This is a genomic window from Glycomyces sp. TRM65418 (assembly GCF_019710475.1).
Taxonomy (GTDB): Bacteria; Actinomycetota; Actinomycetes; order Mycobacteriales; family Micromonosporaceae; genus Glycomyces.
In genome coordinates, this window is record NZ_JAJFAX010000002.1 from 598,466 (window position 1) to 612,541 (window position 14,076).

Below are 14,076 nucleotides of genomic sequence, written 5' to 3' on the forward strand. Positions count from 1 at the left end.
GAGACCGCAAGGTGAAAAAACTCACGAGTATCGGGAAGGCTTTCATGAAGGGCCCGAACATAAAGCGCGCTCACATCACTCCCGTCCGTTCCACATCGCGGATATCGCGTAACAGGCTCGCAACGCGCCGGTTAGCCGCACGCGACGATTCCCGCCTACGCTTGGGGAGTCCTAATCGGGAGTGCTGGAGGAGGCACACGTGTCGGTCTACGAGATCGGTCTGCGCTTGCGCGGGAAAACGGTGCTCGTCGTGGGCGGCGGCTCGATCGCCGGACGACGGGTGCCCCGCCTGCTGGCCGCCGGCGCGCGCGTCCTGCTGGTCGCGCCCGAGGTCACCACGACGCTCACCGACTACGCCGCCGCCGGCGAGCTGCGGTGGGAGCGGCGCGAGTGGCGCTCCGGCGACGGCGACGAGGCCTGGTTCGTCCTCGCCGCCACCGACGACCCCGCGGTCAACGCGGCCGTCGCGGCCGAGGCCGAGGCCCGCCGCACCTGGTGCGTCCGCGCCGACGACGCCGAGGCCTCCGACGCCTGGACGCTCGCCCAGGCCGAGTTCGACGGCGTCAGCGTCGCCGTCTCCGCCTCCGGCGACCCCCGCCGCGCCGCCGCCGTCCGCGACTCGGTCGCGGCCGCCATGCGCACCGGCGACCTCGACGCCCCGCGCAGCCGCACGGCCCGCCCCGCGGGCGTGGCCCTCGTGGGCGCCGGCCCCGGCGACGCCGACCTCATCACCCTCCGCGGCCTCGAACTGCTCCGCCAGGCCGAAGTGGTCGTCTCCGACCGCCTCGCCCCGCAGGAGCTGCTCGACATGCTCGGCGACGACGTCGAGATCGTCGACGCCGCGAAGCTCCCGTACGGGCGGCACACCACCCAGGAGCAGATCAACGCGGTCATGGTCGAACGCGCCCTCGAAGGCAAGTTCGTCGTCCGCCTCAAGGGCGGCGACGGCTTCGTCTTCGGCCGCGGGGCCGAGGAGCTCGACGCGTGCGTCGCGGCCGGCGTGCCCGTCGAGGTCGTGCCCGGACTGTCCTCGTCGATCGCCGGACCGGCCGCCGCGGGCATCCCCGTGACCGAACGCGGCGTCGTCCACGACTTCACCGTCGCCACCGGACACGTCCCGCCCGGGCCGCAGAGCAAGGTCGACTGGGCCGCGCTCGGCGCCGGGAACGGGACGATCGTGCTGCTCATGGCCGTCAAGAACCGCGGTGCGATCGCCGAGGCGCTCATCGCGGGCGGCCGCAGCCCCGAGACGGCGGTGCGGATCGTCGAGAACGCCACCACGAAGAACCAGACCGTCCGCGAATGCGCGCTCGCCGACCTGGGCGTCACCGAAGCGCACCACCCGTCCGTCATCGTCATCGGCGACGTCGCCGGGCGGGCCCGCGAGCTGTGAGTTCCCGCAGGTAGACATCGATTTTCGGGCGGCGCCGGAGTTTCACTCCGGCGCCGCCGCACTTTTACCTGACCGACCCTTTACAAGGACCAATACAGGCCGTAATATTCGTCCATCGACAGCGCGGCGATCGCCGCGCTCAACCATCATGGTCACGTTCTGAACCACTGGTGTACTTCCATTCAAGCGGGTGCTCCCGCTGACCCTGACTGTCCTTTTTGGAGTGTGCATGCGCATTCGTGAGTTCTCCGCCGAGCTCGCTTCGCGGCTCAAAGTCGCCTATGCGGTCCGCAACGTCGACCTGACGCTTCCCGGCCTCACCCTGGTCGACGAATGCGCGCCCCGGCCCGGCCACATCCTGGTCGCGCGGGTCGACGCCATCGGGCACCACAACTGGCTCGAGCTCGCCAGCGGCCGCAAGGCCGCGATCTACCCCGGGGACGAAGTCCTCCTCGCCTTCGGCGAGCGCTACGCCCCCGACCAGTACGAATCCCGCGTGCCCGAGGTCCTCGGCACCTCCGTGGACCTGGTGGCGGCGGGCGGCGTCGCGGGCGAGGTCCTCTCGCGCCACGCCGACATGCGCCCGCCGACCCGCCTGGAGCCGATCGGCGTCCTCGCCGACCGCGAGGGCGTCCCCGTCGACCTGCGGCGCTTCTCCGTGCTCGCGCCGTTCGGCCTCGGCGACCACCCGCCCGTGGTCTGCGTCGTCGGCACCTCCATGAACGCAGGGAAGTCGACCACCGCGGCCTCGGTCATCCGCGGCCTCACCCGCGCGGGCCGCCGCGTCGCCGGCATCAAGATCACCGGCACCGGCGCCGGGGGCGACCCGTGGATGTTCCGTGACTCCGGCGCGGTCGTCGCCGCCGACTTCACCGACGGCGGCTACCCGACGACCGCGGGCGTCCCGGTCCCCGAACTGGCCGAACTCGCCCAGATCCTCTACCACCACGCCGCCGCGCACGACGTGGACGCCGTGGTCATGGAGATCGCCGACGGCATCCTCCAAACCGAGACCTCCGCGCTCCTGGAGCACCCGCTGGTGCGCGAGCTGGTCGACGGCGTGGTCCTGGCCGCGGCCGACGCCGCAGGCGCCCGCTACGGCGCCCAGCACCTCCGCGGTCTCGGCCTGCCGGTGATCGCCGCCTCCGGGAAGCTCACGCAATCCCAACTGGCGATCCGCGAAGCCGTCACCGGCATCGACGCCCCGGTCTACACCCCCGGCGAACTCGCCGAGGCCCACGTGGCCCAGGAGATCCTGGCGCTCGCGGGCGTCGCCCGGTCCCGCCGCTCGGGCGTGCTCGAACTCGGCGAGGCCGCCTAGCGAAGGGGAGGGGACGGGAAGGGAGCCGGCGGCGCGCACGCGCCGCCGGAACCGCGCTCAGCGCACCGGGTCCGCCGACGGCTCGCCAAGGGCGGCATCGGCCTCCGCAAGCAGGTCCAAGCCCCCGTTTTCACGACACATTGGGCTACCCTGCTCTGAGACCTTCTTGTGACAATGGCAGGCTGGTGGGCGTTGCACCCGTGAATTAGGCTCGGGTTCGCGCGCCGTCCCGCCGGCGCCGCTCAGGGCCGAATGGCGCTCGCGCCCCTGAAAGCCGGCATAGCTGATCCCGCAGAGGAACTCCCCCCTTATGACCACTCGCAATGTCGACGCCCGACGCCTCAACGTCAAGGGCCTGCTCATAGCGGTCGGGCTCCCCGTAGTCCTCGTCGGAGCACTCGTGGCCACGCTCCTCGGCACCGGCGCCTTCAGCCGCGAGAACGACGGCGAAGACGGCAGCCTGTGGCTGTGGACCACCCCGGCCGGCGAACTCGCCCGCGTCAACGGCCTCACCGCCGCCACCGACGTGCGCTTCGAACTCACCGACGCGGCGGGCAACGCGGTCCAGATCGAGCAGACCGACTCGCACCTCCTCCTCCGCGAGATCCCCACCGGCAAGGTCTCCGCGATCGACCTCTCCACCCTCGAACTCACCGGCGAGGCCGAGACGGCCCCCGGCGAGGGCGTCCGCCTGGCGCTCGCCGACGAGGGCGCGTTCATCATCGACCAGACCCAGGGCCTGGTCAACCAGGTCGACCCGAGCACGCTCGCCGCGATCGGCGAGCCCCTGCGGTTCCCCGCCGGACTCACCGGCGGCGCGTTCGACGCCACCGGGAAGCTGTGGGTCGGAGTCCCCCGCGAAGGCACGATCGTCAAGATCGAGCCGAAGGACACCGGCGCCAAGACCCTCGCCACCGAGGTCGTCGCCCAGCCCCGCCAGGAGATCGCCCTCACCGTCCTCGGGGACGGCGTGGCGGTGCTCAACTCCACCGCGAAGAAGATGACGACGATCCGCTCGGACGGTCGCCGCGCCGAGACCGACATCGAACTCGCCGGTCCCGCCCAGACCGCCGACACGAGCCCCGGCACCATCGCCTCGGTCACCGTCACGGATCCGCCGTCGGTCGTCACCGTCAACGACGAGGAATCGAAGAGCTTCGCCATTGCGGCGGCCCCCACGAACCTCCTCGGCGCCTCGGTCGAGTTCCACCAGCGCATCTACGTGCCCGACGGCGCCTCCGGCATCGTCTGGGTCTACGACCTCGACGGCAATGAGCTCGACCAGATCGAGATCGACGCCGGCGGCGGCCCCGTCGAGCTCTACCACACCGGCGACACGCTGTTCGCCAACGCGGTGAACACGAACGCCGCCGTGGTCGTCTCCTCCGACGGCAACGCGCGCATCGCCGAGAAGGACCGCGACGACATCCTCGGCGGCAACGCCCCGCCCCAGGACGAGACCGCCGGCGACGACGAAGGCGACGAGGAGGGCAACGAGGAGTCCGCTCCCGAGATCGGCCCGCCCGGCGCGGTCACCAACCTGCGCGGCACCGTCGGCGACGGCCTCATCAACCTGTCCTGGGACGCGGCTCCGAACAACGGCTCCGCGCTCACCAAGTACGTCATCGAAGGCGCGGGCCAGACCTGGGAGATCGCCCCGGACCAGCGGGTCCTGGAGATCGGCGACCTGGACAACGGCACGCCCTACACGTTCACCGTGACCGCCCACAACGCCGAGGGCGCGGGCGACACCGCGACCTCGCCGTCGATCACCCCGTCCGCGGAAGTCCCCGACCCGGTCGGCGCCGTCGAGGCCACCGCCAACAACGACGGCACGGTCACGGTCACGTGGGACGAGGCCGACGGGCAGGGCAACGACGTCACGGGCTACCAGATCGAGGCCGTCGCCTCGGGCAAGCAGAGCGTCGTCGGCCAGACCGGCACGACGAGCTTCACGGTCCCCGAAGGGTCCCTGGACTACGGCACCCAGTACGCGTTCCAGGTGACGACGCTCGCCGGGGCCGCCGCCGCGGCGCCTTCCGCGCCGTCGAACACGGTGGTGCCGTTCAACGTGCCCGACGCACCGACCGACCTCTTTGCCGAGAGCTCGACCACGGCGGCCGGAACGATCAATGTGACCTGGAGTCAGCCGTCCAACAACGGCCGCGACATCACGAAGTACCTCGTGCGGGCCGGAACCCAGACCGCCGAAGTCACCGAGACGACGGCGAGCCTCAGCGGCTTCGGCAACAACGAGCGGGTCACGGTCACCGTGACCGCGGTGAACGAGGCCGGCGAATCCGAACCCGCCGAAACCGTTTCGAACACGATGAGCATGCCGAGCGTCCAGATCTCCGGCCATTCGGCGACCGCGGACTCGATCACGCTCAACATGACCTACGACGACGGCGGCGGCGAAGCGACCTGCCAGATGCTCCGCGACGGCCAGACGCCCGTGAAGGAGGGCTCCTGCGACAGCCTCACCCAGGGCGGCCTGAAGGCCTCGACCGAGCACACCTACACGGTCAGGATCACCAATCCGGCCGGAAGCGCCGCCTCGAGCAACTACACCGCGAGCACCACGGTCGTGCGCGGCCAGATTTATTTCGGCTGCGATGAAGGCATGGACACCATCTACTGCAGTTCCGCCGACGGCATCGCCATCTACGGTGCGGCCAACAACAACGGAGACTCGATCGGACGAACCCACTCCGGCGATCGCCACAAGGCCTACTGCTGGACCTCTGGTGAGTTCATCCAAAAGGGCGGCCAGGAGAGCGACGGGAATAACGACTATCACCCTGGCAAGGACAACTCCGACAAGTGGATCAAGATCGATTACGCTGCCAATGCGTACGTTCCGTTCGTTTGGATCAACATCGACGGCGTGGGCAAGAACTCCACCGGCGACCTCCCGGCCTGCTAGCGAGCAAGAGAGATGACCGATGCACGACACCGAGCACACCCACCCGCTGCAGGTGCCTAGGCGCATGCAGCAGCAAGCGGTGACGCTGGGGGCCGCGCAGGCCGAGCAGTTCGCGGCGACGTTCGAGGCGCTGGCCTCGGCCGTCGACACCGTCGTGCTCGGCAAACAAGAGGTGGTGCGCCTGGCCCTGACGGCGATGTTCGCCGAGGGCCACATCCTCCTCGAAGACGTGCCCGGGACCGGCAAGACCACGCTGGCCCGGGCGATCGCGGCCGCGGTGTCCGGCCAGTGGCGGCGGATCCAGTTCACCCCGGACCTCCTGCCCTCCGACGTCTCCGGCGTGACGATCTTCAACCAGGCCAGCGGGGCCTTCGAGTTCCACCCCGGCCCGGTGTTCGCGAACATCGTCATCGCCGACGAGATCAACCGGGCCAGCCCGAAGACGCAGTCCGCCCTCCTCGAAGTCATGGAGGAGGGCCGGGTCACCGTCGACGGGCACCCGCACTCGGTGCCGCAGCCGTTCCTCGTGGTCGCCACCCAGAACCCTGTCGAGATGGACGGCACCTACCGGCTCCCCGAGGCCCAGCTCGACCGCTTCCTCGTCAAGCTTTCCGTCGGCTACCCCGTCGAGGCCGCCGAGATCGAGGTCCTGCGCGGCACCCACCAGCGCTCGCCCGAGCACCTGCCTCCCGTGCTCGACACCGACACCGTGGCGCAGATGGCCGAGCTGGCCAAGCACGTCTACATCGCCGAGCCCCTGTACGCCTACCTCGTGCAGCTCGCGAACGCGACCCGGAACCACCCGCAGGTCGCCGTGGGCGTCAGCCCTCGCGGCCTCATCGCCCTGACCAGGGCCGCCAGCGTGTTCGCGCTCTCCCAGGGCCGCACCTACATCATCCCCGAGGACGTGAAGGCCCTCGCCGGACCGGTGTTCGGCCACCGCATCCAGCTCGCCCCCGACGCCGCCATGCGCGGCGCCACCGGCGCTGCGATCGTCGCCGACGCGTTCGAGCAGGTCCCCGTCCCGCTGCCCGCCTCGGCGGCATGAGCGAGACCGGCCAGGCCGCCGGTGCCCGGAAGGGCCCGGCCGAGTCCCTCGCCTCCCCACTGCGCCCCCGGTCCGCGGACGCGCCCGTCCGGCGAACCGCTGATCCGTCCGCGCCCGGGTCCGCGTCGCGTCTGGCGAACCTCGCGCTCGCCGTCCCGGTCACCGGGCGCGGCGTCGGCCTCGCCGTCGCCGCCGTCGCACTGCTCGGGGCCGGATGGGCCTGGGGCTATCCGGAACTCGCCACGGTCGGCGCGGCCGCCGCGCTGGCCTGCGTCGCCGCCGGGTCCGTGATCGCCGCGAAGCCGCGCCTCGACGTCGAGCGCAGCGTGACACCCGATCGGGTCTCCGTGGACGACACCGCGACCGTGTCCCTCACCGTCACGAACACCGGGCGCTGGCGCTCGGTCAACGCCCGCGCCGTGGACGCCTTCGGCGACCCCCGGCAGACGCACGGCTCGCCCGTGTCACCGCGAGGCCTGGAGACCCGCCGCGTCGCGGTGCCGCTGGCGCGCCTGCGGCCCGGCAAGAGCGCCGGCGCGAGCTACACCATCCGGGCCGAGCGGCGCGGCGTCGTGGACGCCGGGCCCCTGAGCATCGGCAAGCGCGACCTCCTCGGGCTCGCCGCGACCGCCGGGAACTTCGGGCCCACCGCGCGCCTATGGGTCCACCCGCGACTCCACCGACTCGGCCGCACCCCGGACGGCCTCGCCCGCTCCCTCGAAGGCACCGCCGACAAGGTCGAGCAGGGCTCGCTCACCTTCCACGCCCTCCGCGAATACGTCATCGGCGACGAGCTGCGCCACGTCCACTGGCGCACCTCCGCGCGCATCGGCAAGCTCATGGTCAAGGAGCACCTGGACACGTCGCTGCCCACCGTGGCCATCGCCGTCGACGACCGGCCCGAGAGCTGGCCGGACCCCGACCAGCCCTTCGAGGCCGCCTGCGAGGCCGCCTATTCGATCCTCACCGCCTGCTTCCGCGCCGACTACCACGCGGCGCTCGTCCCCGCCTCCGGCGCGGTCGTCTCCGGGGCCGGGCGCGACTCCTACGGCGACCTCCTCGCCGAACTCGCCCCCGACGCCCGCGACAGCCTCGGCGCCTACGTCTCCCGCCTCACCGCCGCCCGCTACGGCGACACGCTCGTGTGGATCACCGGGACCGAACCGCCCACCGACCGGCTCGCCACGCTCAAGCGCGCCTATCCGACCGTGATCGCCGTGCACCTCGCCGCCGGCCTCCCCACCTCCGCGGCGCTCGCCGGGGGCGTGCCCACGATCCGCGCCGCCGACGGCGAACAGTTCGCCGCGGCCTGGAACAACGGCGGCACCCGGCTGTGAGCGCCGAGCAGCAGGACGCCCGACGGCAGCGCCGCACCCGATACCGCCTGCGGGTCGCCACCGTCGCGGCCTGCCTCACCCTCATGTGCGTCCTCGCGGGCGCCGTCGCCGCCCGCGTCTACCACGGGCGGCTCCTCGTCCTCCTCGTCGCCGGGGCCGCGGTCGGCGCGTTCGCGATCGGCCTCGCGCTCCGCAACAGGCCCGCGTTCCTCGCCCCCGGGGCCTCGGCCGCGGGGCTCGCCGCCTACCTCCTCGGCGCCATCGCGCTCACGAGCGACGGCACCGAGCCCCTGCCGGTCACCGTCCTCGACGCCCTCGCCAACGCCGTGCCCCGCACGCTGACCGCGCTCATCCCCGTCGAGCCCGCCCCCGACACCGTGGTCGTGCCGGTGTTCCTCGCCTGGCTCGCCGCGACCCTCTCCTGCGAGTTCGCGATCCGCTACGGCCGCACGCTCCTCGGCTGCCTGCCCGCGACCCTCCTGTACGCCGCCGGGCTGTACCTCGTCGGCCCCAACGCCGACCCGGGGCCGCTGCACGGCGTCGCCTACTGCGTCCTCGCCGCCGCCGCCCTCGCGGTCACCGCCGCCCCGCCCGAACGCCGCCCCGACCGCGACGCCACCGTCGACGGACCCGCGCCTTCCAAGACCCCCGCCCTGATGGGCGCGGTCCTGACGACCACCGTGCTGCTCGCCGCGGTGGCGCTCCTCGGTCCGGTCGCCGCCCGGTTCGTCACCTCCAGCCCCGGCGATCCGCGCGAGTACGTCGAGCCCCCGAGGCTCACCGACATCGACCTCAACCCGCTCGTGCGCATCGCCGAGTGGGCCAAATACCCCGAGCAGGAGCTGTTCAAGGCCGACACCAGCGCCGACGCCTGGATGCGCCTCGCCGTGCTCACCGAATACGACGGCACCACCTGGCAGGCCACCGGCGACTTCCGCACCGCGGGCACCGTCGTCCCCGGCGCGGGCGAGCCCACGTACTCGGCCGACGTCGAGATCATCCAACTCGGCGGCAAGCTCGTGCCCGCCGCGGCCGACCCGGCGAGCGTCACCGACCTGCCGATCGCCGTCAACCTCCACACCAAGTGCCTGCTCACTCCTGACGGCCTCGCCACCGGCGCGAAGTTCCACGTGGACTCCGCGCTGGTGACCGTCGACCGGGCCGCCGCCGAGACCGCTCGCCCCGACCTCTCGGACGCCACCACCGTGGCCGTTCCGCCCGGGACCCCCGAGATCATGGTGACGATCGCCGACTACATCCGCGCCCAGTACGCCACGCCGTACGAACGCGCCCAAGGGCTCGCGGACTTCCTCTCGCGGCACTACGCGTACGACGCCGAAGCGCCCTCGGGGCACGACCTGCCCGCGCTCGGGTTCTTCCTCGGCAGCGCCGCCGAGGCCGGCGGCCAGCGCGGCACGAGCGAGCAGTTCGCCGCCGCGTACGCGGTGATCGCGCGCCTGGTGGGCCTGCCGACCCGGGTCGTCGTCGGTTTCGACGTGCCCGCCGGTTCGAGCACCGTCACCGCCGCGCAAGGCCTGGCCTGGCCCGAGGTCGCCTTCGACGGGCCCGGCTGGGTGCGCTTCGACCCGATGCCCGCCGCCGGAGCCGTCCCGACGCCGCCCGAGGACGCCCTCGAGCAGATGGAGGAGGAGACGCCGAGCCCGGAGGAGGCCGAGGGCGGCGGCGACGACGCCGAGGACTACAACGACGACTCGCTCGAACAGGACGGCGACTTCAACGAAGAGGCCGGGCAGGCGGAGTCGGGCCTCCCGGTGTGGGTCTGGTACGCGGCCGCCGCGCTGCTCCTGGCGTGCGTGCCGCTGGTGTTCAAGGCCCGGAGGGCGCTGCGGCGGCGACGCCGCCTCACCCGCGGGACGCCGGCCGAGCGCGTGGCGGGCGCGTGGGCCGAGGTCTTGTCCGAAGCGGCCCGCGCGGGCGTGAAGGTCCCCGGGCACGCGAACGCCGAGGAGGCCGCCGTCCGCCTCGCGGTGCTCGAAGCGGATATCGGTGCGCTGCCGCGTCTGGTGAACGCCGCGGCATTCGCCCCAAGTGCGCTCTCGGAAGAGGACGCGCGCACCGCCGTCTCGATTGTCGCGCCGTTCTCGCGGACAATTCGGCATCAAGTGAAATGGGTGAGACGTTTCCTCACTTGACCTGTGGCCGTTACGAGTTGTTATGACCGTCGAAATTTGTCCTGGGGCAGGCCGAACCCATTGCGTGGTGCTGACCTGGCAGACTGTGACGTATGGAGAACCCCTTCTTCTCTGTCCGTTTCCGCGGATACGACCGAGCCCAAGTCGACCGTGCCGTGGCCCGCATTCGAAAAGCCACGGAAGCCGGCGCGCCCCCGCATCCCGATTCCCTCACCAATCTCGGCTTCCAGCTCACGCTTCGCGGCTATGACACGGGGGAGGTCGACGAGTACTTCGCTCAGGTCGCGAGATCCCTTCGCGGAAGCTAGCCGCTGACGCTACTGTTGTGGGCGTGACCGCGCAGGATCCGTACCACCCTCACATGCAGCCGCCCCCGCAGGCGCCGCCCGGCTCCTCGGGTCCGCCGGTCCACGCCCACCCGCAGTACCAGCAGCCGCACTACCCCGCGCACCAGCCCTACTGGCAGCCGATGGCAGTCCCAGCACCTTCCATCGACGGCTTCCACATCGTGCAGCCGCGACTCAAGCCGATCCCGTCGGGACCGGCGATCGGCTCCCTGGTGGCCGGCATCGGTGCCATCCTCGGCGCCGGCCCGGGGCTGATCAGCGCGGCCTTCAACCCGTGGGCCGGACTGACCTTCTTCATGTTCGCCGGGCTCTTCGGCATCGGCTCGCTGGCGCTCGCCGTATACGCGCGACGCCAGATCCGGGCCTCGCGGGGCGGCGTCTCGGGCGGCGGCGTGGCGACCACCGGGCTCGTCCTCGGGATCGTGGCGTGCTCTCTGGCCGCGCTGACGGGCCTGATCGCCCTGGCGGGCTCGTAACCGTCGCGAACGGCGGCCCACTCACACGAGTGGGCCGCCGCGGCGCGTCTAGCAGTAGTTGTTCAGGTGCGACTGGAGGGCGGTCTTCTCCGCGGTGTTCACATCGAGGTCGTACAGGTACTTGACGTGGATCCAGGCCTTGACGTAGTCGCAGCGGACGGCCGTGTTCGGGGGCATCCACTCGGCCGGGTCCTTGTCGCCCTTGGAGGAGTTCACCGAGGAGGTGGCGATCCACAGCTGCGGGGAGCTGATGTCGTTCGCGAACGCGCGGCGCTCCGTGGTGGTCCAGGCCCACGCGCCGGAGGCCCAGGCCTCGGAGAGGGCCACGACGTGGTCGACGGTGGCGTTGGAGACCGAGGTGGTCCAGACGTTGTCGAAATCGGACTGCCAGCGGCCGGAGTCGGGCTGGCAGTCGGAGCCGGTCTGCACGTTCTGGCCGTCGCGCTTGAGCACGTACTGGCGGGCGGTGCAGCCGCCGCCGACGCTGGACCAGTGCGGGAACAGGCTCCGGTCGTAGGAGGAGCCGTGCGATTCGGCGGCGACGGTGAGCGCGTTGAGCTCGGACTGCGCGGTCGCGGCCGAGGGGATGCCCGGCGGCCGGACGGCCTGCGCGGGGGCGGAGTCGAAGACGAGGACGGTGACGACCGCGACCGAGGCCGCGGCGAAGGCGGCGAGGGCGCGCTTCGCGGCACGCTTGACTGCTTGCATGGAGGCTCCTGCGGGGGAAGGACTCTGGCGGTTTCGGGGGACCGGTCGAATCGACGAACGCGAATGCGCTGATCGCTCGCGAATCATCGAATCATGGGATGTCAGGGCCTCGCAAGGGGAGGAGTCAACCTTTTACGCACAGGACACTGCATACTCACGCAAGCGTCGGGAGACGGACATCCCGGAACCTCGGATTGCGATTATGAAGCAGGACAAGTGGGTACGATTTCGGCATGACGATCAGCGGCACCGAAGCGAGCCTCGACGGCCTCGCGCTCACCCACCTGCCCGAGGGGCTCGGCACCCCCTCCGACTTCTCCTCCGAATGGGAAGGCGTCGACTTCACGCAGCGCGTGTGGGAGACCCAGGTCGAGGAGGGCGTCACACGGGTCGACCTCCAGGTCCAGGTGCTGCGGGCACCGCGTTTGAAGGACCTGAAGACGCTGCGCGAATTCCTGAGGGAGTACCACGAACGGGGCGACGACTGGAGCCCCGAGCCCTTCGGCGACGACGGTTTCGTGGGGGAGGGGGAGGCCGCCCGCCTCATCGAGCCGGGCCTCGCCGTCGAGGTCCGCGATCCCTTCGGCCGCACCGGCATCGCATCGGTCAAGGCGGTCGCCGAAGGCGTCCGCCTCCCCGAGCGCTGAGCCGCGACGCCGGTTGAGCGAGACCGGCAGACGTCCCTTCGCCTCTCCGGGCGCTGAAGCGGTGCCGGACGGGCAAGGCGAAGAGCGAGGGCACCCTCCGCTTACCGAACGCCGCAGGCGGAACCGCGTCCGGTCAGTCGAGTTCGGACCGCCAAGGCGGGTTCGCGCCCGCCCGTGAGCAGGTGATCGCCGCACACGTCGACGCGAACGCCACGGCCTCGCGGGCCTCGTCGGCGCGCAGTCCCGCCAGGTCGTCGAGCCGCAGGCGCCCATGGCGCGACAGCCAGTCGAGCAGGGCCCCGCTGAAGGCGTCGCCCGCGCCGACCGTGTCCACCATGTCGGTCGGGGCGGCGGGCACCGCGAACGACTCGCCGCCCGCCCACACGAGCGAGCCCTCACCGCCGCGGGTCACGACGACGAGCTTGCGCCCCTTCGTGATCCACTGCTCGGCCAGCGCCACCGGGTCCGCACCGGGGTAGATCCACGCCAAATCCTCGTCGGAGACCTTCACGATCGCCGCGAACGCGAGCCACCGCTCCAGCCGCTCCCGGTACGCGCCCCGGTCGCCGAAGAGCGCCGGGCGCATGTTCGGGTCGAGGCTCACGGTCGTCCCCGTGCTCTGGCCCGACAGCCACCGCTCGACCACCGACCCGCCGGGGTCGACGGCGAGCGCGAGCGAACCGGCGTGGAGCGCCTCCAGACCTGGGTCCCGCGGCAGTTCGGCGGTCCGCCACTGCCAGTCGGCGGCGCCCTCCACATGGAACGTGTAGCCGGCCGAACCGCTCGGATCCAGGGACACGATCGCCAGACTCGTCGGCTCCGGGGCGTCCACGATCCACCGCAGGTTCACATCGGACTCCGCCAGGTGCGTGCGCAGCAGCTTCCCGAACGCGTCGCCCGAGAGCCGCCCCAGAAACGCGACGTCGGAACCCAAGCGCCCCAACGCGACCGCCACGTTCATCGGACTGCCGCCCGGGTGCGCGATGGGATGCCGCGCATCGTCCTCGGCGACCTCCAGGTCGATCAGGGCCTCGCCGATCACACCGATCATGCGCACCAGCCTCTCGCCGTCGTCGATGCCGCGGAAACCGATGATAACCGCCCGCACGCGTACGCGCTCGCCACTGGCGGCCTCCGCCGGAGTCGACGCGCTCGGCCCCTGGAACAGGCGCCACGACCTCAGAGCATCTCGATCCGCAGCACCGCCACGCCGTCGAGCACCCCCAGCACGGCCACCTCGAACGTCACGCCGTTGTTGCTGATGACGCCCTTGGCGAGGCCGCCGTCGGAGGCGTACATCCTCGACTCGAACTCGCCTCCCGACACCGTGGTGCCCTTCAGCTCCAGACCCTCGGCCGTGATCTGCTCGATCGTCATCGACGCGATCCCGGTGTCCGGGTCGAACTCGATGTCGAGCGGGGCGCGCACCTCCACCTCGCAGCTGCCGTCGTAGCAGGCCTCGAGGTCGGTGCCGTCCACCGCCGCGGGCAGCGCGGGCTCGCTCGGCGACGGCGAGGCGGGGGTCGGCGACGGCTCCGGCGAGGCCGTCGTGGGCGACGGCGAGGGCGTCGAGGCCCCGGTGTCGGGTTCCTCGGCGCCGCAGGCGCTCAGCGCCAGCACGGTGAGCGCGGTCAGGGCGATACGGGCACGGCCCATGGTGACTCCTCGTCGGGAAAGGGGTGCCGACCGTCGGGATCGGCGACTTGCCTACATTGTGATA

12 protein-coding genes are annotated in these 14,076 nt (G+C 71.6%); 9 read left to right on the forward strand and 3 right to left on the reverse strand.

Annotated elements, in window-relative coordinates:
* Positions 1-199 precede the first annotated feature (199 nt).
* The 8 genes from cobA (at position 200) to K3N28_RS07815 (ending at position 11,001) form a co-directional block, all read left to right on the forward strand.
* A complete protein-coding gene (gene cobA / locus K3N28_RS07780) occupies positions 200-1,393 on the forward strand; it encodes a uroporphyrinogen-III C-methyltransferase (protein ID WP_228091915.1) in 1,194 nt (397 codons plus the stop codon).
* 229 nt (positions 1,394-1,622) lie between these two features.
* The gene (locus K3N28_RS07785) at positions 1,623-2,714 is read left to right on the forward strand and encodes a hypothetical protein (RefSeq protein WP_228091916.1); all 1,092 of its coding nucleotides are present in this window, start codon (positions 1,623-1,625) and stop codon (positions 2,712-2,714) included.
* A 310-nt stretch (positions 2,715-3,024) separates the two neighbouring features.
* Positions 3,025-5,640 carry a fibronectin type III domain-containing protein gene (locus K3N28_RS07790; RefSeq protein WP_228091917.1) on the forward strand — a complete coding sequence of 872 codons (2,616 nt, stop codon included), beginning with the start codon at positions 3,025-3,027 and terminating at the stop codon, positions 5,638-5,640.
* A 64-nt stretch (positions 5,641-5,704) separates the two neighbouring features.
* The gene (locus tag K3N28_RS07795) at positions 5,705-6,688 is read left to right on the forward strand and encodes an AAA family ATPase (protein WP_374209718.1); all 984 of its coding nucleotides are present in this window, start codon (positions 5,705-5,707) and stop codon (positions 6,686-6,688) included.
* Positions 6,685-8,025: a DUF58 domain-containing protein gene (locus K3N28_RS07800; protein WP_228091919.1), complete on the forward strand. Its 1,341-nt coding sequence runs from the start codon at positions 6,685-6,687 to the stop codon at positions 8,023-8,025. Before K3N28_RS07795 ends, K3N28_RS07800 begins: the two co-directional genes overlap by 4 nt.
* Positions 8,022-10,178 carry a transglutaminase-like domain-containing protein gene (locus K3N28_RS07805; RefSeq protein WP_228091920.1) on the forward strand — a complete coding sequence of 719 codons (2,157 nt, stop codon included), beginning with the start codon at positions 8,022-8,024 and terminating at the stop codon, positions 10,176-10,178. Before K3N28_RS07800 ends, K3N28_RS07805 begins: the two co-directional genes overlap by 4 nt.
* 92 nt (positions 10,179-10,270) lie before the next feature.
* On the forward strand, positions 10,271-10,486 hold the full coding sequence (locus tag K3N28_RS07810; RefSeq protein ID WP_228091921.1) for a DivIVA domain-containing protein: 216 nt from the start codon (positions 10,271-10,273) through the stop codon (positions 10,484-10,486).
* A gap of 23 nt (positions 10,487-10,509) precedes the next feature.
* Positions 10,510-11,001 (forward strand): hypothetical protein, encoded by a 492-nt coding sequence (locus K3N28_RS07815; protein ID WP_228091922.1) that lies wholly within the window; start codon positions 10,510-10,512, stop codon positions 10,999-11,001.
* Between the two features lie 48 nt (positions 11,002-11,049).
* On the opposite strand, the gene K3N28_RS07820 is transcribed toward K3N28_RS07815, so the two are convergent.
* On the reverse strand, positions 11,050-11,709 hold the full coding sequence (locus K3N28_RS07820) for an HNH endonuclease family protein (protein ID WP_228091923.1): 660 nt from the start codon (positions 11,707-11,709) through the stop codon (positions 11,050-11,052).
* A 233-nt stretch (positions 11,710-11,942) separates the two neighbouring features.
* On the opposite strand from K3N28_RS07820, the gene K3N28_RS07825 reads away from it, so the two are divergent.
* Positions 11,943-12,356 (forward strand): hypothetical protein, encoded by a 414-nt coding sequence (locus tag K3N28_RS07825; protein WP_228091924.1) that lies wholly within the window; start codon positions 11,943-11,945, stop codon positions 12,354-12,356.
* Positions 12,357-12,489: 133 nt separating this feature from the next.
* On the opposite strand, the gene K3N28_RS07830 is transcribed toward K3N28_RS07825, so the two are convergent.
* Both K3N28_RS07830 and K3N28_RS07835 read right to left on the reverse strand, forming a co-directional pair.
* Positions 12,490-13,407, reverse strand: coding sequence for a carbohydrate kinase (locus tag K3N28_RS07830; protein WP_228091925.1), 918 nt, complete (start codon positions 13,405-13,407; stop codon positions 12,490-12,492).
* A 128-nt stretch (positions 13,408-13,535) separates the two neighbouring features.
* Entirely contained in the window at positions 13,536-14,012 is a 477-nt protein-coding gene (locus K3N28_RS07835; protein WP_228091926.1) for a hypothetical protein, read from the reverse strand.
* Positions 14,013-14,076 lie beyond the last annotated feature (64 nt).

Bases quoted from the DNA above. Each gene is read 5' to 3' on its own strand.
- K3N28_RS07810 (WP_228091921.1), top strand. From the start codon at position 10,271: ATGGAGAACCCCTTCTTCTCTGTCCGTTTCCGCGGATACGACCGAGCC.
- K3N28_RS07790 (WP_228091917.1), top strand. From the start codon at position 3,025: ATGACCACTCGCAATGTCGACGCCCGACGCCTCAACGTCAAGGGCCTG.
- K3N28_RS07785 (WP_228091916.1), top strand. From the start codon at position 1,623: ATGCGCATTCGTGAGTTCTCCGCCGAGCTCGCTTCGCGGCTCAAAGTC.
- K3N28_RS07800 (WP_228091919.1), top strand. From the start codon at position 6,685: ATGAGCGAGACCGGCCAGGCCGCCGGTGCCCGGAAGGGCCCGGCCGAG.
- K3N28_RS07835 (WP_228091926.1), bottom strand. From the start codon at position 14,012: ATGGGCCGTGCCCGTATCGCCCTGACCGCGCTCACCGTGCTGGCGCTG.
- K3N28_RS07825 (WP_228091924.1), top strand. From the start codon at position 11,943: ATGACGATCAGCGGCACCGAAGCGAGCCTCGACGGCCTCGCGCTCACC.
- K3N28_RS07795 (WP_374209718.1), top strand. From the start codon at position 5,705: ATGCAGCAGCAAGCGGTGACGCTGGGGGCCGCGCAGGCCGAGCAGTTC.
- K3N28_RS07820 (WP_228091923.1), bottom strand. From the start codon at position 11,709: ATGCAAGCAGTCAAGCGTGCCGCGAAGCGCGCCCTCGCCGCCTTCGCC.
- K3N28_RS07830 (WP_228091925.1), bottom strand. From the start codon at position 13,407: ATGATCGGTGTGATCGGCGAGGCCCTGATCGACCTGGAGGTCGCCGAG.